The 22,962-nt window shown below is 33.0% G+C and carries 16 protein-coding genes and 1 other RNA gene; 9 read left to right on the top strand and 8 right to left on the bottom strand.

Features of this window, described 5'->3' with window-relative positions; translation table 11 throughout:
* Positions 1-43 precede the first annotated feature (43 nt).
* From BM246_RS03300 to rsmD, 3 genes are read left to right on the top strand one after another with little or no spacing between them, the layout of a single operon-like run.
* The gene (locus BM246_RS03300) at positions 44-781 is read left to right on the top strand and encodes a hypothetical protein (RefSeq protein ID WP_174564426.1); all 738 of its coding nucleotides are present in this window, start codon (positions 44-46) and stop codon (positions 779-781) included.
* Positions 765-1,595, top strand: a complete 831-nt coding sequence (locus tag BM246_RS03295) for a DUF3822 family protein (protein ID WP_074935799.1) — start codon at positions 765-767, stop codon at positions 1,593-1,595. The genes BM246_RS03300 and BM246_RS03295 overlap by 17 nt, the downstream gene beginning before the upstream one ends.
* A complete protein-coding gene (gene rsmD, locus BM246_RS03290) occupies positions 1,595-2,134 on the top strand; it encodes a 16S rRNA (guanine(966)-N(2))-methyltransferase RsmD (RefSeq protein WP_042495317.1) in 540 nt (179 codons plus the stop codon). Before BM246_RS03295 ends, rsmD begins: the two co-directional genes overlap by 1 nt.
* Positions 2,135-2,208: 74 nt before the next feature.
* Here the strand turns inward: rsmD and rnpB are convergent.
* Positions 2,209-2,552: RNase P RNA component class A (rnpB, locus tag BM246_RS03285), an RNA gene on the bottom strand.
* A 401-nt stretch (positions 2,553-2,953) separates the two neighbouring features.
* On the opposite strand from rnpB, the gene BM246_RS03280 reads away from it, so the two are divergent.
* On the top strand, positions 2,954-4,687 hold the full coding sequence (locus BM246_RS03280) for a DNA polymerase III subunit gamma/tau (RefSeq protein ID WP_074935798.1): 1,734 nt from the start codon (positions 2,954-2,956) through the stop codon (positions 4,685-4,687).
* Between the two features lie 280 nt (positions 4,688-4,967).
* Entirely contained in the window at positions 4,968-5,510 is a 543-nt protein-coding gene (locus BM246_RS03275; RefSeq protein WP_074935797.1) for a DUF4240 domain-containing protein, read from the top strand.
* A gap of 438 nt (positions 5,511-5,948) precedes the next feature.
* Here BM246_RS03275 and BM246_RS03270 read toward each other — a convergent pair whose 3' ends face one another.
* The 3 genes from BM246_RS03270 to BM246_RS03260 all read right to left on the bottom strand — a co-directional run bounded on the left by BM246_RS03270 (position 5,949) and on the right by BM246_RS03260 (position 8,419).
* Positions 5,949-6,425 carry a hypothetical protein gene (locus BM246_RS03270; RefSeq protein ID WP_074936422.1) on the bottom strand — a complete coding sequence of 159 codons (477 nt, stop codon included), beginning with the start codon at positions 6,423-6,425 and terminating at the stop codon, positions 5,949-5,951.
* 144 nt (positions 6,426-6,569) lie between these two features.
* On the bottom strand, positions 6,570-7,046 hold the full coding sequence (locus BM246_RS03265) for an Hsp20/alpha crystallin family protein (RefSeq protein WP_042501204.1): 477 nt from the start codon (positions 7,044-7,046) through the stop codon (positions 6,570-6,572).
* 194 nt (positions 7,047-7,240) lie between these two features.
* The gene (locus BM246_RS03260) at positions 7,241-8,419 is read right to left on the bottom strand and encodes a DUF3095 domain-containing protein (protein WP_074935796.1); all 1,179 of its coding nucleotides are present in this window, start codon (positions 8,417-8,419) and stop codon (positions 7,241-7,243) included.
* Positions 8,420-8,603: 184 nt separating this feature from the next.
* Here BM246_RS03260 and BM246_RS03255 point away from each other — a divergent pair, with 184 nt between their 5' ends.
* Both BM246_RS03255 and miaE read left to right on the top strand, forming a co-directional pair.
* Positions 8,604-9,173: a DUF4738 domain-containing protein gene (locus BM246_RS03255; RefSeq protein WP_074935795.1), complete on the top strand. Its 570-nt coding sequence runs from the start codon at positions 8,604-8,606 to the stop codon at positions 9,171-9,173.
* A 1-nt stretch (position 9,174) separates the two neighbouring features.
* Positions 9,175-9,756 (top strand): MiaE family protein, encoded by a 582-nt coding sequence (gene miaE, locus BM246_RS03250; RefSeq protein WP_042501210.1) that lies wholly within the window; start codon positions 9,175-9,177, stop codon positions 9,754-9,756.
* Between the two features lie 50 nt (positions 9,757-9,806).
* Here the strand turns inward: miaE and BM246_RS03245 are convergent, their stop codons facing one another.
* The 4 genes from BM246_RS03245 to BM246_RS03230 all read right to left on the bottom strand — a co-directional run bounded on the left by BM246_RS03245 (position 9,807) and on the right by BM246_RS03230 (position 14,069).
* Positions 9,807-10,334, bottom strand: coding sequence for a porin family protein (locus tag BM246_RS03245; protein ID WP_074935794.1), 528 nt, complete (start codon positions 10,332-10,334; stop codon positions 9,807-9,809).
* Positions 10,335-10,433: 99 nt separating this feature from the next.
* Positions 10,434-11,339, bottom strand: a complete 906-nt coding sequence (locus BM246_RS03240) for a Ppx/GppA phosphatase family protein (RefSeq protein ID WP_074935793.1) — start codon at positions 11,337-11,339, stop codon at positions 10,434-10,436.
* A 1-nt stretch (position 11,340) separates the two neighbouring features.
* The gene (ppk1, locus tag BM246_RS03235) at positions 11,341-13,407 is read right to left on the bottom strand and encodes a polyphosphate kinase 1 (RefSeq protein ID WP_074935792.1); all 2,067 of its coding nucleotides are present in this window, start codon (positions 13,405-13,407) and stop codon (positions 11,341-11,343) included.
* A 176-nt stretch (positions 13,408-13,583) separates the two neighbouring features.
* Complete coding sequence (locus BM246_RS03230) at positions 13,584-14,069, bottom strand: SixA phosphatase family protein (protein WP_042503705.1); 486 nt, start codon at positions 14,067-14,069, stop codon at positions 13,584-13,586.
* A gap of 460 nt (positions 14,070-14,529) precedes the next feature.
* Between BM246_RS03230 and BM246_RS03225 the strand changes: the two genes are divergently transcribed.
* Both BM246_RS03225 and BM246_RS03220 read left to right on the top strand, forming a co-directional pair.
* Positions 14,530-15,060 carry a hypothetical protein gene (locus tag BM246_RS03225; protein ID WP_139221842.1) on the top strand — a complete coding sequence of 177 codons (531 nt, stop codon included), beginning with the start codon at positions 14,530-14,532 and terminating at the stop codon, positions 15,058-15,060.
* A gap of 32 nt (positions 15,061-15,092) precedes the next feature.
* Entirely contained in the window at positions 15,093-22,961 is a 7,869-nt protein-coding gene (locus BM246_RS03220) for a T9SS type B sorting domain-containing protein (protein WP_083415704.1), read from the top strand.
* Position 22,962 lies beyond the last annotated feature (1 nt).

Below are 22,962 nucleotides of genomic sequence, written 5' to 3'. Positions count from 1 at the left end.
GCTAAATAACGATTAATAAACTTTTTAAATTAAATAACGTATTATGTTGACATTTATTCTTATTGTGGTTGCGGTGATTTTAGGGACAATCGCCTTAGTTAAGCTGGTAGATAAATTTGTACCAAATAAATTAAAGCCTGTATTAAATATTGTGCTTTGGGCATTAATTGCCTTTTTTGGTTACCAGACGTACATGTCGATTTACGAGCCAATTAAATTCAACAAATTAAAAAACGAGCGTTACGTAGTTGTTATTGAAAGTTTAAAGGATATTAGAGATTCTCAATTAGCGCACAGACAAGTAACAGGTAAATTTACTGATAGCTTTGATAATTTAATTAAGTTTATTGATACTGCAGAATATACTATTACGCAACGTCGTGATTCTAGTGTTGTAGATGAAGAGTTAACAAAACGTTACGGTGTTGATACTTTTAAAGATATCATGATTCTTGATACATTAGGAACTGTATCAGTAAGAGATTCTTTATTTAAAAAATCTAATCGTTATAAAACTATGATGAATGTACCAGTTGGTAAAGAAGGTGCTACCTTCGATTTAAAAGCAGGTTTTATTAATCAAAACGATATTAACATTCCTGTATTTGAAGCTTCAGTAAAAAAAGAAGTTCTGTTATACGATCAAAATCCAGATTTAGTAGCACAAGAAAACCAAGTAATTGCGGTAGACGGTGTTAATGGAGATGCTATAAAAGTAGGTTCTATGAACGAAGTTAAAACAAACGGAAACTGGCCAAAAACTTATGGCGATAACGAATAACAATACAGCTATTATTAGCAAATTAACAAATTTAGAACTGTCCATTCAAATAAGCTTGAGTGGACTTTCTTTTTGTATCCTACATCGAGATAATAATTCCATATCAACCTTAAAGGAAGTTCGCTTTAAAAAGCAGTTAAACCCATTAGAATTACTCCAAGAACTGAAAGCATGTTTTGATACAGAACCTATGCTTAAAAATAAATTCGAAGCCGTAAACATCATTCACGACAACGAGTTATCTACCCTAGTTCCAAAAGCTATTTTTAATGAAGGCGCCATAGCCGACTATTTAAAGTTTAATTCTAAAATTTTAAAGTCGGATTTTGTAACCTTCGATGCCATAGAGCGCAACCAAAGTGTAAATGTTTACATTCCCTATGTAAATATCAACAATTATATTTTCGATTTATTTGGTGATTTCACATACAAACACGCCTCTACCGTTTTAATAGAAACCATTTTAGAGTCCGATAAAAATACGTTAGAACCAAAATTTTACATAAACGTAAACCATAATCGGTTCCAAATAATTATTGTAAACGAAGGTAAACTTCAATTTTATAATAGTTTTGAGTACGCCACAAAAGAAGATTTTATATATTACATTCTCTTTACAGCCGAGCAACTAAAATACAACCCAGAAACTTTAAAACTCATTCTACTTGGCCATGTAATTAAAGACGATGCGTTATACAATATAGCCTATAAATACATACGCCATGTTAGCTTTGGAGACAAAAAAAACAACTATGTATTTACCGAAAAACAAAAAACAAACCATTCTAATTTCACTTTAACAAATAGCTTTTAATGCGCATAATATCAGGATTATATAAAAGTAGAAAAATACTAGCACCAAAAAACCTACCTGTTCGCCCAACAACAGATATGGCTAAAGAATCGCTATTCAATATTTTGAACAACACCTTTTATTTTGACGATGTTTCCGTACTAGATTTATTCGCAGGCACCGGAAATATAAGCTACGAATTTGCTTCACGAGGTACCGAACAAATTACTTGTGTAGATCAAGATTTTGGATGCATTAAGTTTATAAACAAAACGGCCGAACAGTTCGATATGCCAATAAACACCATTAAAAGTGATGTCTTTAAGTTTTTAGAAAAATCGACCTTGCAAAGCAATATTATATTTGCCGACCCACCATACAATTTCGACGAAGATAAATTTGGAAAAATTCCCGAATTGGTATTTAAAAACAACATGTTATTGCCCGAAGGCGTATTAATTATAGAACACTCAAAACATACCGATTTATCTAAACTAAGCAATTATAGCCATTCTAAAAGTTACGGTGGCAATATGTTTAGTTTTTTCGAAAACGCATAAAAACACCACAACTAAACTAAATCAATTTAAACCAGAAAAACCTTCGAAGCGCAAGCCAAGAAGGTTTTTTTTTATAGGTAAGTAAATCTATAAGCCGAATTCTGTACCCTTTAAACCACCTTAGGTAAAACCCAAAATAAACTTAAAAAGCCCTTATCATTTATCTGAGTGTTTTGTTACCAAAACACTTTAGCTGCTTACCCTCCAGCATCGGGCGTTCAACCCTCAAGCACTGGTTTACATAACATTGCACCACATAGAGTTTACCTGGTTTCACTACAGCATAATCTGTACATTCTTTCTGTTGCACTGGTCCTAACCTCTCGGCTGGTGGCCGTTAGCCACTATGTTGAACTACGGTGTCCGGACTTTCCTCCATTTTAAAATAAATTAAAACAGCGATAAGGCGATCTACTAGCCGCCAAAATTACAACAAACAAATATTAAAATGCAACATTATAAACTTAAAACACAAAATAAAATTTGGGCGTTCCCCAAGGGTCGGGCTTTCCGCAGTCGCTTTTTTGTGTTGCAATAGGTGCAACAACACAAAAAGAGCTCCAACAATGCTGCAATCCCTAACGCGGGCAAGTCCCTAAAGGTTTTTGGTTTTGAGTTAACTACGAGCTTTCTTAAAGATAAAAACAGCATCAATAAACAAGACATATTCAAAACTTATCATCTTGTTTCATACATCTAAAAATCTTAATTCACCCTAAAAAACGCCGTTGTTAATAACTCCCTTTAAATTTCGTCTTAACAATTTAATAATCCAATTTGAATTTTTAACTTTGTTACTTATTCAATAGCAACAAAAATTTGGAACATTTTATAGTATCGGCTCGAAAATACAGACCTCAAACATTTAAAGATGTAGTTGGGCAACAAGCCATTACCAATACTTTGTTAAACGCTATAGAAAATAATCATTTAGCCCAAGCCCTTCTATTTACAGGTCCGCGTGGTGTAGGTAAAACAACTTGCGCGCGTATTTTGGCTAAAATGATAAACAGTGATGGAAAAGAAACTGGCGACGAAGATTTTGCTTTTAACATCTTTGAGCTCGATGCGGCATCTAATAACTCTGTAGATGATATTAGAAGCTTAACCGATCAAGTTCGAATACCACCACAAGTTGGTAAATACAAAGTTTATATTATTGATGAGGTACACATGTTATCTCAGGCCGCTTTTAATGCCTTTTTAAAAACATTAGAAGAACCGCCAAAACATTGTATTTTCATTCTTGCAACTACCGAAAAACACAAAATAATACCAACCATATTGTCGCGTTGTCAAATATTCGACTTTAAGCGTATTACGGTAAAAGATGCAAAAAACTATTTAAAATATATTGCAGAAGAACAAGGTATAACAGCCGAAGACGATGCATTACATATTATTGCGCAAAAGGCCGATGGTGCCATGCGTGATGCGCTTTCTATATTCGATCGTGTGGTAAGTTTCTCTGGTAAAAATTTAACCAGACAAGCCGTAACCGAAAACTTAAACGTACTCGATTACGAAACCTATTTTGAAAGCACCGATTTAATACTCGAGAATAAAATACCCGATTTACTTATACAGTTCAATAATACCTTATCTAAAGGTTTCGATGGTCATCACTTTATTGCTGGTTTAGCCTCACATTTTAGAGATTTACTAGTAAGTAAAATACCAGCAACTATAGAACTGCTAGAAGTTGGTGAGCAAACACAGGTAAAATACTTAGAGCAATCTAAAAAAGCCTCACAGGAGTTTTTAATGCAAGGAATAAATCTTGCTAACGACTGCGATCTCAAGTATAAAACCAGTAAAAACCAACGACTCCTCGTCGAACTTTGTCTCATGCAGCTTGCCTCTATCACTTTCGATGGAGAAAAAAAAAATAGCAAACACTACATAATTCCGGCCTCTTACTTTAAAAAAAAGGGTATTACTCCTATTCCGGTTACGGTTCCATCGGTTAAGCCAAGTGCTCAAACTGCCGCAGTATCTCAAACCGAAACAACTACTACAGCTCCTGCAGCCAAAAAAGCAGAAGCAAAACCTGCTATTAATACCCGTATAAAATTAGATTTAGCATCAGGTAGTAAACGCCGATCGGGATTATCTTTGAGTAGTATTCGTGCTAAAAAAGAACATCAAATAAAACAGCTAGAAGTTGTTGTTGATGAAGAAAACCTACCTACTGAAGACTTTACAGAAGACGCCTTTATGGAAGCCTGGAACTTCTTCTTGGATAAGCTTAAAAAAGATGGAAAGCACAATCTATCGTCTATTTTAAATATGGACAAGCCTAAACTAAAAGGCACTGATATTCATTTAACCTTCCCTACAGAAACCAATAAAAAAGAAGTGATGCAGGGTCAATACGACCTCATGACTTACATTAGAACTAAACTAAGTAATTTTGATATTAGCTTAGTTATTACCGTAAACGAGGTAATGGATAAAAAGTATGTTTTTACTCCTCAAGATAAATACGAAAAACTTGTCGAAGCCAACCCTAACCTAGAGCTTTTACGTCGTACTTTCGATTTAGATTTATAAAATTCACGTCCTATTACCAGTATCCTATTTGTTAATTACTTTGTTTAATACTAAGCTATTAAATAAGGTTTTTCTTGCTTTTTATTTGTTAAGTTTATGGTTTGAATGAGGTTGCTTTGTAGTGAAAATAAAATAATCCTTATGAATTCAATATCTTGATTAATTCAAATTAATACCTTTTTAGATTTTTATGCATCCATTAATACCAATATTAATTATTTTGACCATCGTGTTGTTCAATTATTTAAAGAAACAAAGGACAATCGAAAAACACAACGAATTGAAAAACGAATATACCGAATTATTAAAAAAAATAAAACCAAGAGAAAACTTAAACGAATATAACGAATCTAAATTTTGGGAGTTAGTTGATAAAGCTAACAAAACAGCTGGTAATAACTATAACAACAAAATTGGGGTAATGAAAACTTTATTAACAAATCATTCCGCAGATGATTTAATAGAAATAGACAATTTACTTAATAGACTTATTTCTTCTAAAATCAGTCATACCATTATTGCTGCTTCACAAATAATCTTTAAAACCTCTGAATTTAGAGCAACAACTTTGCTCATGAATCTTTTTATTCTAAAAGGAGATAATTATTTTCAATATGCCTGTCAAAACCCCGAATTAATTGTTAAAGAGGAAATTATTGGTTTTTCTTATGAAACTATTGGAGATATTATTGAAGAAAAATATAAGCTTAAAACGAATGAGTTATTACCAACAATTAATATTGATTTACAAATTTCTGGAACTCCACTTTCATTAAAAGATTACCCTATTAAGCTTCCTAAAATTTGGGAGAAATTTGGTTAAAAAAAATTAAACGTCGGCATAGAGCTAATACTAGCCTTAAATTATCATTAACCTAAATGAAAAACTAAATTCTAACTGTATTAATAATAATTCTTTTACCTAGTTGTTCATCAAAAAACATCAATAATGACTTACTAGGAAATTGGAAATCTACAAAAAGCTCAAATATTGTAGAATTACAATTTTGTAAGGATTCGTTAATATCTGATTCATGGGGAAGAACTACTAAATTCTCATGGAAAAATGATGAAACGAAAATTTATTATACTCAACTAACAAACCTTATTCCTGAGCTTGAAACTGATTTTATTCTAGAATATAGATTAAATTCGAGAAAAGATACTTTATTTTTAAAAAACGAAATTAAGAATTCATAAACGAATTTGTTAAAAGATCAAATACAAGTATTAACAACTAACTCATAAAGAATAGCTTTCGCTATTCTTCATCTTCTTCTGGTAAAACAAACTCAGACTGATACTTTTCTAAAAACTTTTTTTGTCTTGAAAACAGGTCTTGAGTTATTTGATCTATATCCATAAAGTCTGTACCGAAATCACTTCCGAAGAAATCATCATTAAAGAAATGTTTACTAAAAAGAGAATCTTCAGAAAATATATTTTCAAAGCCTTGATGTTCAAATCGTGAATAATTCTTGAAAAACTTCGATTTAAAACTTTGCATTAAACTATCACGATCCATAGCCGATAATCCTTCCATATTATTGTTAGAAGACCAAGAGTAAATGCTATCGTATTTAATTAAATTTCCATTCTCATCAAATTCTTTATCCACTTTCCAAGATCCTTTTGGTTTCTCTATTTCGTTAATTTCTACTTTTTTATCTTTATTTTTTTGTCCGTTGCAATTAACACTTAATAATGCAACTGCTAATAATAAAACACACTTTTTCATGATTTTAAATTTTGAGTTAAACATTTATTTATATCTAAAAACGACATAGTTTACTAAACAAAAAGGCTTTAATAAAGTAAGGCTGAAAAAATTCAGCCTCACTAATAATCTAATAATCCGTTTGCTTAAAGCTTAGTTCTACTGTTAAGAAATTTTAATTTGTCTCGCTGGTTTTTGTTTAGCCTCTTCTTTTTTAGGTAAAAGAATATTTAAAATACCATCTTGGTAATTGGCCGAAATTTTATCATCGTCCACCGTTTCTGGTAAAGTAAACGTTCTTTTAAAGGCCGAGTAACCAAACTCCTTACGCGTATAGTTTTCTTGCTGCTCTTCGTGCGTTTCTTTTTTCTCTGTAGAAATAGATAACACGTGATGATCTAAATCTAATTTGAAATCTGATTTTTTCAACCCAGGAACAGCCATTTCAACTACATACGCATCGGCAGTTTCCTTAATGTTAACTTTTGGTAAAGAGACACCTGTATTAAAATTAGAGGTAAATACAGAAGGTAAGTCTCTGTTAAAAATATCATCTAACCAATTAGAGTTACTTGGGAAGCTTACATTTGAATTTGTGTTTGCTAAACTTCCGTTTTTAGGAACATTTACTAAATTGCTCATAATTACAAAATTTTAAATTAAACATGTTTTTCAAACTTGAAACCTTATTGATTTCGAGGTGTATAAAACAAAAAAAATACCAAAAGCATAGTTTCGGTTTTTTATCAAATATTTCTGTCATTTTTTCAGAATACTTGTCAGAAATTCATTTAAAATAATGAAATATTGACATTTTTAAAAGAAGAAAACAGATGTTACCGTCTTAACTGGAACTTTTTCATTTTTTCTTTAAACATAATAGCAGCGCTGGTGTAACCTCCCTCTGTACCATCTACAAAATGAATGTGTTTTTCTTGACGATCTTCTATATAACAAGACATTATAGAGGCGTGCGTAATATGTATACCGTAAATTATTTTTCCTTCGGCCTCTAACCTATTTAAAAACGTTTTTAAGGTTTCCACCTGAGCTTCTGTTCCAGAAATTACGGTGTTTAAAAACCCATCGAGCATAATGGTATCGGTTAATTGAGCAATACGCTTTTTCTGAAGTTTTCCAACTTTAAAAAACTTAAAAGAAACAACGCCAATTAAAGTAATTAACCAATTACTAATTAAATATCTCAGGCTGTATTTACCAATTCTAGCATACATTTCTTTTTTAATTTTCCCTAAAGACGGATCGAGTTTTAGCTTATCACTAGAAATGGGGTTTCGGTTAATTAAAGTCCCAAAAACTTCATCAATTTCAGCCATGATCTCAGCATATATTTCAGCTTGGATACTTTCATCATCACAATCTACAAGTAAGCAAATTACCTTTTTATCGGTTTTGTTTGGGTATATTTCGTCCCAACGACATTCCATACCATTTAGATTAAGCTTGGTTGCTTTTTCGCTATAAATATCCGATGCTTTAAAACTATCTTTTATAATCTGCTCAGCATATTTAAGGCCGTTTCCTAAAACTATTGGTGTGGTTAAATATTTATTATGCCTAAGTTTAGTGATTCTCAAGTTTACATTATTTGCATAAACCTTTTCAACTCCTAAATACCCTACTCTTAAATTTAACTCTGTCGATCTTTTAATATGCTGGCTATAATTATTTAAAGCCAACAGTATAGGTTTTAAAACCCTATTTGGGACAATAAAAATAGAACCATCACCTCCAAAAAAATAAGGAATTTTAAGCTTACTATTTACAAATTTTAAAGTATTTAATACAGTAATGATACTTCCGGTGGCACTTAAATTTACATCATTATGAAATCCACGAGCAACAGCATCTGTAGAATTTTCAATATCTGTTACTACTATAGACCAGTTTTCTGGCACATTGAAGAACAAGGTTTCATCTTTTAAAAGTTCAGCCAATGGCAGACTGCTTTTAGAAATGTTTTTATAAAAATTTAAATTACTTTTCTTAATCAAACTAATTGAGGGTATCTAATATATGGATTTAAAGGTAATACTTATCAATGAATAAAAATATCAGAATTTAAACCAAGCTATTTTTATCAAAATTTCAGTTAATCGCTCTTTTATCAATTAGAGCATTCACTTGATTTTTGGTATCTTTGAAGGTCTTTAGTCGTATTAATTTCTATAAAAAAACATGAAGAAACTTATATTTTTAATACTTATCATTTCCATTATTTTTGCACATTTGGATGGACAAGAGCGTAAGTATAGCAATAACCGTGATGTTTTACAAAGCTCGAATTTATTAGAATCTTTTTCTAAAAAAGTAAAGTATACACCTAATGAACCTGTTGAAATTGTAACCGATACCATTTTAAGCACAGGCTTTGAAGTGAAATTAAAATACCATTCGCTTGAAAACAACTTTATATCAAATATTACTACAGATGAAGATCTAAGCGCTAAAGAAACGCATTATAAAGATTTTGAAGCCGAGTTAAGGGTTTTAATACATGGCGAATTAATTACTGAAGGTTTAATAAATAAAAGATTGTTTAAAGGTTACGCTAATGTGGAATTCTGGAAACAAGCCATAATGCAACATGTTTGGATTGATTATCAAAATTCTACAGATCAATATGTGCAATTAAACACCTCTTTTCGAGTTTTAGAAACCGAAACTTATAAAGACTTTAGTATTTTAATTAATTCCTTAGGATCAATTGAAATTAAAGAAATAAATTTGCTCTCAAATACTATTTAATATGTTAGGCTTAAAATTACCAACCGACCCACGCTGGGTAAATATTGTAGAAAAAAACATTAAAGAAATATTAATAGACCATGCCTTTTGTGAGCAAAAAGCAACGAGTACAGCTATTTCGTTAATTGTTAGTTTTCCTGAATACACCGAGCTGGTACAAGAAATGGTAGCTTTGGTAAAAGAAGAAATTAGCCATTTTAAAATGGTACACGATAAAATTTTGGAACGTGGTTGGGTTTTAGGACGCGATCGTCGTGACGACTATGTTATTGAGCTTTTAAAATTTTTCCCTAAAGGAGGAAGTAGAACAACACAATTGGTGCATAGATTGCTTTATGCAGCTCTAATTGAAGCCAGAAGTTGTGAACGCTTTAGATTACTTTCTGAAGAATTAGAAGACAAGGAACTTGCTGAATTCTATAGAAATTTAATGGTAAGTGAAGCGAACCATTACACTATGTTCTTAGGTTTTGCCAGACAATATGGCGAAAAAAAAGAAGTTGACACCAAATGGCAGCAACTTCTTGAATATGAGGCTAAAATTATGCTTAATTTAAGTAAGTCTGAAACGATACATGGTTAGAATAACCACCTTGTATTTTCAACTTAATTAAGCTTAATAATTTTTTGTGTTTAGAACTTGTAACCAACACCAAGTTGGATGTTTCTGTTTTTAGCACCAATACCTAAGTGCTCATCAAATATATTAGAGAAACCATAAGTATATCTAATATCTGCAAAAAGCATTAAGTTAATTTTGTACTCTACAGAGGCAACTCCAGAATACGCAAAGTTGCGAATACCATCTTCGTACTTATGGACTTTTAATCCCACTTGTGGCCCAAGACCTGCGTGAAACTTTTCGCTTATTCTGTAACGCAATAAAATAGGCATTTGTAAATAATCTAGATTAATTACTTCTTCCTTTGCACCTTCAGCAGAAAATTGAAATTCCGGCATTAATGATAGCGTTTTATTTAAGCTAATGGTTGCAAAAGCACCGAAATAAATACTGTTTCTATGTTTATTTTCTATTGAATATGGTTCGTCGAAATCTAAATTAGAAATATTATAACCACCGCGAACTCCGTATTTTATATCTTGTGAAAAACCATAAAAAGACAGGCTTAGTAAAAGAGTAAAGAGTAATATTTTTTTCATAACAAATAGGTTTGGGTTTGTAATTTATACCACAATATGTGTGCGAATATATATTATAAAATTAAAAGCATACAATTAATGTAGGTAAAGTGCAAGATTTTACTGTGTATTACTCGAAACCGTATCATAGTAAATACTTTTTATGATACCATCGGCCAATCCGATTTTAGGAACATAAATGTTTTTGGCACCACTCCACTTCATGGCAGACATGTATATACGCATAGCTGGTATAATTACATCGGCTCTATCCTGATTTAAATCTAACTCCGTAATACGTTCCTCGTAAGAGTAACTTTGAAGTGTATTATAATAAGAAGTCATATAAAAATACGTTAGTGGTTTCCCCATTGCCTTGCCAGAAATTTTAAATATTTTATTAATATTCCCGCCAGAACCAATAACTTCAATTTTATCGTAAACCTTGGTATTATCAGTAATCCAATTTTGTAATTCTTGCCAAGTATCTTTTCCAACCATATCGTTCAATAACCTTACGGTACCGATTTTAAACGATCTAGAAATTACTTGTTTTCCATGATCTATTACGGTAAACTCCGTGCTACCACCACCTACATCTACATACAAATATATTTTGTTTGGTTCTATAAATTTATTTAAATCTGTTGCTGCAATAATAGCAGCTTCTTCTTCACCATCAATAACATCAATGCTTATTCCTGCATGCTTTAAAACAGCTTCTACCACTTTAGCTCCGTTATCAGATTCTCTCATGGCAGAGGTTGCACATGCTTTATATTTAACCACTTTATGAGATTTCATAAGTAATTTAAAAGCCAACATAGTATCCAAAATACGTGCTGTATTTTCTTTAGAAATTTTGTTTTTAATAAATACATCGGCTCCCAAACGAATAGGCACACGAACCAATGAGTTTTTTTTAAACTGAACAGGCCTGCCTTTTTGCTCTATAATATTTGATATAAGTAACCGGACAGCGTTAGAACCAATATCTATGGCTGCATATTTTTTTATTGAAAGCATATTACTCTTCTAATTTTTTAAGATAATAATCGTAAACCACATACTGAGATCTCAACGGCTCTTTATCATTTACTTTATATTGATTTTCTTGAGAATCGTTCAATATTCTAGCTTTAACGTTATCGTTCCAACTAATATCGAAGGTTTCTATTATTTCCTTTTTCACATCCTCATCATAAATAGGGCAACTTACTTCTACCCTATTTTCTATGTTTCTACTCATCCAATCGGCAGAAGAAATATAGATTTTCATGTCGCCATCATTTCCGAACATATATACTCTTGAATGCTCTAAAAATTTATCAACAACACTAATTACTTCAATATTTTCACTCATGCCTTTAATCCCAGGGATTAAAGAACATATACCGCGAACAATCATTTGAATTTTTACACCACCACGGCTAGCTTCATACAATTTATCAATCATAGTATAACTCGATACACTATTCATTTTTAAACGTATTAATCCTTCTTTACCATTCTTTACATTTTCTATCTCTTTATCAATTAATTTGAAAATAGATTTTTGAGTGTAATGTGGTGAAACTATTAAATGTTTATAGCTGTAGATTTTATAATTCGCTTGGAAGAAACTGAATATTTTATTTACGTCTTTTAAAATACGTTGATCTGCTGTAAACAGTGTGTAATCGGTATAAATTTTGGCAGTAGACTCATTAAAATTCCCTGTACTTATAAAACCGTAACGCTTAAGTTTTTTCCCTTCTTCGCGCTCTACAATACACATTTTACTGTGTACCTTAAGCCCTGCTACACCAAATATAAGGTTAATGCCTTCGCTTTGCATTTGCTCGGCATAATCTATATTAGCTTGCTCGTCAAACCTGGCACGTAACTCAATAGAAACGGTAACCGCTTTACCGTTAATGGCAGCATTAATAAGTGAACTCGCAATATGAGAAATTTCAGCTAAACGATAAATCGTGATTTTTATAGTCTTTACTTTTGGATCTAATGCCGCTTCTCGCAAAAACTTAACAACATAAGAAAATGTTTGATAAGGTGCATAAAGCAAATAATCCTTTTTAGTAATGGCTTGAAAAATACTTTCTTGAAAAGTAAGACCTTTAATGGGTAAAGGATCTATTTTATCATAAAGTAAATCTTGTCGACCTAAACTCGGGAAGCCCATGTAATCTCTGCGGTTATGATAACGTCCACCAGGAATGATACTATCGGTATCATCAATCCCCATTTTAGACATTAAATACTGTAATGTCTCTTTGTGTATGGTTTTATCGTAAACAAAGCGAACAGGCTCGCCAACTTGTCTGTGCTTTACACTATCGGATATTTTTTCAATAAAACTTTTACTTAAATCACTATCAAAATCCAACTCACCATCTCTAGTGATTTTAATCATGTGTGCCGAAATAGTTTTATAATCAAAAATATTAAAAATATCTCTTAAGCAATAGCGTAACAAATCGTCTATTAATATAATATAGCTTTTATTACCTTGTTTTGGTAACTCTACAAAACGGTCTATAGATTTTGGTATTTCAATTAAAGCAAATTGCTTATGATCGCCTGCCATAAGCATGCGCACGGCTAAATATGCAGCACTATCTTTTAAGTTTGGCAGCACCACCAAATCGTTAAGTATAATGGTAACCAAAGCAGGACTTACTGTTTTAATAAAGTAATTCCTTATAAACTCCTCCTGAGATTCATCGATTTGAGTTTCGTTTATAATGTAAATGTCTTCCTTTTCTAGTTTAGATTTTACATCATTTAAAATATCTAAACTTTCACTTTGTTGCTTAATTACAATTTGCGTAATAATATCCAATAATTCCTTGGCTTTTATACCACCTAACTCATTTTTTCCACCTTTACCAGCTTCTACAATTCGCTTAACTGTGGCATAACGCACCTTAAAAAATTCATCTAAATTATTAGAAAAAATACCTAAAAAACGAAGTCGTTCTATTAAAGGTACATTATTACAAGTGGCTTCTTGCAATACGCGTGCATTAAATTGTAACCAACTTATTTCTCTATTTATATAACTATTATTATGGACAGGTTCAGCTTTTATCATTGTACTTTTAATTGAAAACATGTAAAAAACAAATATATTCTATTTACATGTAAAAAAACAGCAATTTAGGGTTATCAAATTTTTAATTTTGAAGGAATTTAATTAATTTTTATCCATTGACAAATACATTTTATCGAAGAATTATAAAAAACCAAACCTACAAAGCATTAACTATCTTATTTTAAGTCTTTTGGAAATATTACAGTTACAGTTTCTCCTTTTTCGATAGCTTTCCAATTATCTATATTAAAATCTATAATAACCAAACCACAAGTAGGAACATTTTCTATAAACATGCTTCCATAGGAGTTTACAAAATCTGTAATAGCATGATTATGACCAAAAATCATGAGTGTGTTTATAGATTCTGGACACGATTGTATAACACGTATTAACATTTCACCAGAAAAGTCATACGCTTCATGGTTATACTGAACGATTTCAGAAGAAATTTTAAGTTCAGAAATAAAAATCTCTGCTGTGGTTTTTGCTCGTGTAGCATCACTAGAAATCACTAAATCAGGCATTAAAAGAAAGTCTTTGAAGTGACTAGAAACGAGGCTTGCATCTTCCAATCCGCGTTCATTTAAGGGCCGTTCGTGGTCTATTACATTATGTTTCCATGAAGATTTAGCATGGCGCACTAGTATAAGTTTTTTCATTTTTATCGATAAAACACTAAATTTCATCGACATATAAACCAATAAGTCGATGAAATTCAATTTATTTGCACATAAATTTATTAAAAAAAACGACCTGCTAAGAATTTCTCTCAAATATATTTATTTGAAGTACTAGCAATCGTTCAAAACATACTAATAACCGATTAAGTGAAAGCAAGAAACCTTACAACGAGTTTATTAGTGATTTACCATTTATATTTTTTTAACATGCTTTCAATGCTTTCTTTTGATGAACCTATAAAATATAAAAAATTATGATCCCAAATCTAATTTTAAACCTGATATCAGCATTGTTTTACAGTGCTTTGGCATTTTGTTTCTTCCCTAAGAAGACGTTGAACATATTATTTGAAAGACACAAATAGTGCATACCTGAGACTGATTTGAACTTAGATGTGCCCTAGCGTGTTAGTATATATTAAAAATTGATTGAATGATTATGAAAAACAACTTATCTAACCTACTTAAAAGTCTTACGCTGTTTTGTGCCGTAGTACTTTTATTTAATTACGAAAGTAATGCTCAAGAAAATGGAATTTATGAGTTAAACGCCTCAAGCCAATTTTCTAGAGCCACAGCTAGTAAATCTAAAACTTCGGATACTAGAACTGAATTTTACAATCTTTCTCAAAAACTTCACCCAACAGCTTATCTAGCTAACAATAAATTAAAGAACACATACGGTGATGGTGATGTTGTAAAACTTACCCTAGACGATGTTGCATCTTTAAACTTGATTAAACAAGATAAAGGAAACTTTGATAACGTTGAATTAATTACGATTACTTTAAATAGTATTGCTGATTTAAGCAAGCCTATAACTTTATCTAACGATTCAGGATTGTCAAAATTAAAGTACCTCTATATAAGATGCTATTTTGACTGTAATAATGAGCAAATTAAAAGTTTTGTAAAAAACATATCAAACAGTAATGTGCGTGTGTTTTATACTTCTGTTAGGCCTTCATAATATAATATTTCGATTTTAATAAAAATTAAGAAATGAAAAAAATCTACACTAAACAATTTTCAGTATTTAACACATCACTTGGTTTGATGTGTTTTACTGTATTGCTTCTATTATCAGTTTTTAATGGTTATAGTCAAGCAGTTGAATTTACTCCTAGAGTAAGTTCGTTTAATATTAAGGGTGATTTTTCCATGATTGGAAATACCAACCTTACGCTTACTGATTACGATGAAACTTCTAGTAATGGTGAAGACATGCGATATGTGGATATCGATGGAGACTCTAGAACGTTCAACTCATCTTCTTCGCTGTTAGAATTTTCAACAGAAAACGGAGCACTTCCGGAATGTTCTAATATTATTTATGCTGGACTTTATTGGACGGGTAGAGCTAGTCTTGACGGACCAGATGCAAACGAAGATGGTGATGGAAATCCTAATACATTTACCGTAACTAAAGGTACAGAAACAAAAAACTTCGATAAAACTAAAGTATTATTTAAAGGTCCTGGCTTTGATTACCAAGAAATTACAGCAACAGGTATTGAGTTTCCAGACGATGAATCCAACAACATGTATGCTGCTTTTGCTGATGTTACTCAATTAGTAATTGATAATGCTGGTGCAGGTGTTTATACCGTTGGAGATATTGCAACTATAGAAGGTAATGGTTACCCTACTGGCTATTCTGGTGGTTGGGGTTTAGTTGTGGTTTATGACAACTACAAAATGAAATGGCGTGATATTACCATTTTTGATGGTTTTGCCTATGTGAGTTCTGGTGGTGGTGACGAATTTATTGACGTAAGCGGGTTTAAAGCTGTACAAACAGGTGATGTTAATATCAAGCTAGGTGTTATGGCTGGTGAAGGTGATGTTGGTGTTGGTGGAGATAGACTTTCCATGATTATTCCTGATGCAGATGATGTTGAAGGTATACCTACTACTTTTCTAAACAATTCTTATCGCGATTTAGTACATCCTGGAAATACAGTTGATAACTTTTTTAACTCATCAATTTATACACATAATGGAGTTCCGGGAAAACGAACTCCAGATTTAAAAAATAATACAGGTGTAGATATTGCAATATTCAATATTGAAAACTCAGATAAATCTTTAATTGATAACGGACAAGATTACACTCGGTTTAAGTATAATTCTACACAAGATACCTACATAATTTTTAATGCTACTTTTGCTGTAGATGCTTATATACCGGAACCAGAAGGTGTTTTAACCGCGACAACTGTTAATGGGGCTTCCCCAAGTAGTTTAAAACCAACGGAAAGTGCCGAATATGTTATAGAAATAACAAACAGAGGTTCTGAACCTACCAATAATACAACATTAACAATTCCTCTACCTGATTCTGTAGATCCGGATAACTTAAATGTAAACACGAAAGTAACTCCTCCTTATGTGCTTGTAAATACGCCGTATGTATACGATGAGAGTATTGGAACAAATGGAGCTATTGTATGGAATATTGGAACGCTACCTGTAGCACCAGATTCAGATACTGTTTTAGCAAGTATAAGTTTCTCTTTAACGGTAACAACAGATTGCGATTTTTACGAAGATCGTGCTGATAAAGTTGTTTCTGTAAATGGAAAAATTAGTGGTGTTGGAGCTATCTCTGGTGCACCATTCGATCTTACTCTTATTCAGGGTTACGAAATGTCTGGAAATTGTATAGGCTCTAGTATTGCTGCTCCAATAATTATCCCTATTAATTATGAAAATTATGTCAACTCTCCTCCTACCGGAGATGCTCCTGCGGATATAATGATTAATTGTGGTGAAGTTATTCCTGTTGCAGATACCGCCTTAGTTACTAACTTACAAGATAATTCAGGTGAAACACCTATAGTTGCTTTTGTTGAAGATGTATCAAACAACGCAACACCAGAGGTTATTACAAGAACATATAGTATTACCGATGATTGTGGTAATGTTACTAACGTAACACAACAAATTACCAGAATGCCATCGCCTCCTCCAACAGCAATGTGCCAAGATATTGATGTAATATTAGATGCTACCGGAAATGCAACTATAACTGCAGATCAAATAGATAATGGGTCTTCTGCTTGTAGTGGTGCTGTTACATTATCTGCTTCACAAACTGAATTCACCTGTAGTAATGTTGGTGTAAACACCATTACACTAACCGTAACAGATGTCAGTGGACAAACAGCAACCTGTGATGCAACGGTAACTGTTATTGATTACATCGATCCCGAAGCGCTTTGCCAACCTGTTACAATTTATTTAGACGCGGCCGGCGTAGCAACATTAGCTCCAAGCGACATAGACAATGGCTCTAACGATATTTGCGGCATCAAATCTTTAGAAGTTGATAAAGACACTTTTTCTTGTACAGACTTAGGAACAAACACCGTAACCCTTACCGTAACGGATAATAGTGATAATGTTTCTACTTGTACCGCAGAAGTTACTGTTGTAGATAATATACCTCCAACAGCTATTTGTGCTAATATCACAGTTCAATTAGATGCTAGTGGTAACGCTAGTATTAATCCTGAAGATATTGATGGCGGTTCTAGTGATAATTGTTCAACAATTACGTTTTCTGCTTCTAAAACAACATTTAATTGTGATGATTTAGGCGTAAATATAGTAACACTAACGGTTACGGATGGTAATAATTTAGAAACTACATGCACTGCAGAAGTTACTGTTGTTGATAGTATTGCTCCAGAAGCAATATGCTTTAATGAAATAGATGTTGCTATTGATAGTGCTGGTAATGCTTCAATTACTGTAGCCGATATAAATAATGGATCTACGGATAATTGTTCTATCGATAGTATCACTATAGATAAAACAAATTTTGATTGTAGTAATATTGGTGCAAACACTGTAACATTAACAGTTACCGATGCTTCAGGTAATAGCGACACTTGTACAACTACAGTTAATATTGTAGATAACCAAGGACCAGCTGTAGCATGTAAAAGTATAACAGTTGAATTAGACGCAAATGGTTTAGCTACTATTGTTCCTGGAGATGTGGATGATGGTTCTAGTGATTGTAGCGGACTTAGTTCTACAGCATTATCGCAAACTACATTCGATTGTTCTAATTTAGGAGATAATAATGTTACCTTAACTGTTACTGACAATGTGGGCAACGTAGATAGTTGTGTTGCAGTTGTAACCGTTGTAGATAATATTAAGCCTACTGTTATATGTCAAAACATTGTAGCTCAACTAGATGCTACAGGAAATGTATCAATAAGTGCTGCCGATGTCGATAATGGATCAAATGACGCTTGTGGAATAGACACACTTACTTTAGATGTTACAGATTTTACTTGTGATAATATTGGTGTCAATACGGTAACATTGACCGCTACAGATGTAAATGGAAATTCAGAAACTTGTACTGCAACTGTAACAATTGAAGACAACGTTCCTCCTGCTGCTCTATGTCAAGCTATAACAATTCAATTAGATGCTACTGGTAATGCAACGATTACTCCAGATCAAATTGATAATGGTTCTACAGATTCATGTGGTGTAGCAAATACTGAATTAGATATTACAACATTCAATTGTGATAATGTTGGTGCAAATACGGTAGAATTAACAGTAACTGATAATAACGGAAATACTTCAACTTGTACTACAACAGTAACGGTAGAAGATGTAACACCACCTACTGCACTTTGCCAAGCCATTACGGTTCAGTTAGATGCCACAGGTAACGTAACAATTACTCCAGAGCAAATAGATAATGGTTCTAGCGACTCATGTGATATAGCTTCTTTAACTTTAGACACTCCAACCTTCGATTGTTCAAATATTGGAGACAACACAGTAGAATTAACAGTAACCGATATAAATGGAAACAGCGCCACTTGCACAACAACAGTTACTGTTGAAGATAACATTGCTCCTACTGTTATTTGTCAAGATATTGTTGTTCAATTAAATAGTTCTGGAATTGCAACCATTACTGCTGAAAATGTAGATAACGGCTCTAACGATACCTGCACAAACATAACACTTAGTGTTTCTGAAACAAGTTTCGATTGTTCGAACGTTGGAGCAAATACAGTAACATTAACAGCTGTTGATGCTTATGGTAATGAAGCTACTTGTGATGCTACAGTAACTGTTGAAGATAATGTAGCTCCTGTTATTGCTTGTAAAAATATTACAGTACGTTTAGATGAAACAGGTTCTGTAACTATCGAGCCAAGTGATATTGATGATGGTTCTTCAGATTGTAGCAGTGAGGTAACACTTGCAGCTTCTCAAACCGTATTCGATTGTTCTAATATTGGCGCAAACACTGTGACATTGACGGTTACAGATGCTTATGGAAACGCAGGTACATGTGATGCATTAGTAACAGTACTAGACATTGTTCCTCCAACAGCTATTTGTCAAGCCATAACAGTTCAATTAGATGCCGATGGAAATGCGACTATAACACCTGAACAAATTGATAATGGATCTAATGATGCCTGCGGTATTCAAGATCTTAGTTTAGATATAACAACTTTCGACTGTTCAAATATTGGAGATAACACTGTAGAACTTACTGTTACAGACAATAATGATAACGTATCAACATGTACAGCTATTGTAACTGTTGAAGACACTATTGCTCCTGAAGCCATTTGTAAAGACATTACTATTCAATTAAATAGTGCTGGAAATGCTAATATTGTTGCTAGTGATATAGATGGAGGTTCTACCGATAATTGTGGTATTCCTGCACTAAGCGCATCTCAACTTAACTTTACTTGTGCAGATGTTGGGGCTAACACCGTTACCCTTACCGTAACAGATTCTAGTGGTAACGAAGATACTTGTACATCTACAGTAACTGTTGAAGATACTATTGATCCAACAGTTGAATGTAAAAACATAACAGTACAATTAGATAATACAGGAACAGTTTCAATTTTACCGGAAGATGTTGATAATGGTTCTGCAGATTGTAGTGGCGAAGTTTCTCTTTCTGTTTCTCAAAGCACATTCGATTGTTCTAACATTGGTGAAAACACAGTAACACTTACTGTTACCGATGTAAATGGAAACGATAGTTTCTGTGATGCTATTGTTACTGTTGAAGATATTACACCTCCAACAGCAATATGCCAAGCTATTACAGTGCAATTAGATGTTGATGGCAATGCAATAATAACGCCTGACCAAATTGATAATGGTTCTAATGATGCTTGTGGAATTCAAGATATTAGTTTAGACATTACAACTTTCGATTGCTCAAATATTGGAGACAACACAGTAGAACTTACCGTTACAGATAACAACAATAATATTTCTACCTGTTCTGCTATTGTAACTGTTGAAGATAACATTGCACCAGAAGCTATATGCCAAAGCATTACTATTCAATTAGATGCTAACGGTAGCGCTACTATTGTTGCCGGTGATCTAGATAATGGTTCTAACGATAATTGTGGAACTGTAACTCTTGCTGCTTCTCAAACCATTTTTACATGTACAGATGTTGGAGATAACAATGTTACTTTAGAAGTAACAGATGCTAATAACAATGTAAGTACTTGTACAGCCATTGTAACTGTAGAAGATAACCTTGCACCAACAGTATTATGTCAAGATATCACGGTTCAATTAGATAGCAGTGGTTTAGCGACTATAGTGGCATCAGATATCGATGGTGGATCTACAGATGCTTGTGGAACAGTTTCATTAACAGCTTCTCAAACTAATTTCGATTGTTCTAACATTGGAAATGTTATTGTTACATTAACAGCAACCGATGTAAACGGAAACTCAAGTACTTGCGATGCAACAGTAACTGTTGAAGATAATATTGCTCCTACTATCACCTGTCCTTCAGATGTTGTAATAACGGCTGATGCTGGTCAATGTACTGCAACTAATGTAGATTTAGGCCTTACAACAACAACTGATAATTGTGAAGTAGCCACTATTACAAATAATGCTTTAGAGCCATTTGTTTTAGGTGAAACAATTGTAACCTGGACAGTAACTGATACATCAGGAAACGAAACAACTTGCGAACAAAAAGTAACAGTTACAGATGGTAATTTACCAGAGGTTGTTTGCCCTGAAGATGTTTCAGTATTTGTAGATGCAGATTCTTGTAACGCAACAAATGTAGAATTAGGTACTTTAGATATTGAAGATTGCACAAGCGTTATTGTAGTAAACGATGCGCCTGAAACTTTTCCTATTGGAGATACGCTAGTAACTTGGACGGTAACAGATTCTGAAGGAAATATTAGTAACTGTACACAAACTGTAACAGTTGTAGATAATATCCCTCCAACGTTTGTTGAAGAATTACCTGCAGAAACAATCACTATTGAATGTAACGTCGTTCCTACTCCTGAAACATTTACAGGAGCTGATAATTGCACGACACCAGCGGTTACTTTTAATGAAGAACGCACAGACGGATCTTGTACAAACAACTATACTTTAGTTAGAACATGGACAGTAACAGATGCAGCTAATTTAACAACTAGCTTTGTACAAACTATAACAGTACAAGATACCACTGCTCCAACATTTGTTGGCGATTTACCTAGTGCTAATTTAGTGACTGAATGTGATGAAGTTCCTACGGCAGAAACATTAACTGCTGAAGATTCTTGTGGAACAGCAACAGTTACGGTACAAGATATTATTACAAATGGTGATTGTGCATCTAATTATACTATTGCAAGAGTTTGGACTGCGGAAGATGAATGTGAAAACAAAACATCTTACACGCAAATAATTTCAGTTCGTGATACCACGCTTCCTGTGTTCGATGCACCTTTACCTGCTGAAACATTAGAAGTAGAATGTGATGCCATTCCTGATGCTGAAACTTTAACAGCAACTGATAACTGTGGCAATGCTAGTGTAGAAGTGAATGATGTAAGAACAGATGGCGATTGTCCTTCTAACTACACCATAACACGTACTTGGACAGCAACAGACGATTGTGGTCTTGTAGCAGAACATACACAAATAATTACTGTTACAGATACTACAGCACCAACACCTACTACTACTTTCGATGCAGTACTAGATGTAAGTTGTACAGATATTCCAGAAGTGCCAACAATTGAGTTTACAGATAATTGTTCAGATGATGTTACTATAGAATACAGCGAAACAAATTCATTTGATAAAACAGTTTTAGTAGATTACCAAATTGTTAGATCTTGGAAAGTTACCGATGCTTGTGATAACAGTGAAACTTATACACAAACATTAAACGTTGCTTTAGACGAAATTTATAGCGATATCGTTGCTCCAGACTGGTGTTACAAAGAAGGTGTTTTAGATTTAAATGAATTTATTGATCCCGCCTTAGATACCGATGGTACTTGGGAGTTATTAGAAGGTGATTTAAGAGCTACTTTAACAAATAACTTATTCGATCCTTCTACTCTAGAGCTTAGCGCAGATTTCTTACCTAATGATGGTGGTATTGATTATCTATTCAGATACTCTACAACAAACAATGGCTGTATTAGCATTACAGAAATTACCATGAATATCCATGCGGATTGTGATGTATTACCTTGTGGTGAAAACGATATTGAAATCTCTACGGCTATTACACCAAACGGTGATGGTATAAATGATACGTTCGATATCTCTGGAATAGATTTATGTGGCTTTGTTGCTAGCGTAAAAATATTCAACCGTTGGGGCGCTATTGTTTACGAATCTTCTAACTACACTTTAGGTAGCATGTCTACTTCTGGTAGTGAAGGCGATTGGGATGGTTACTCTCCTACATCGGCAATAGGAAACAATGGAAAATTACCTAACGGAACATATTATTATATTATTCATTTACAGGATAGTGGATTAGCTCCTTTAACTGGCCCAATATATTTAGGAACCAAATAAA

The sequence above is a fragment of the Algibacter lectus genome (assembly GCF_900112395.1).
Taxonomy (GTDB): domain Bacteria; phylum Bacteroidota; class Bacteroidia; order Flavobacteriales; family Flavobacteriaceae; genus Algibacter; species Algibacter lectus.
Note: the sequence above shows the minus strand (reverse complement) of the source record. Positions and strands in the feature narration are given on the sequence as shown.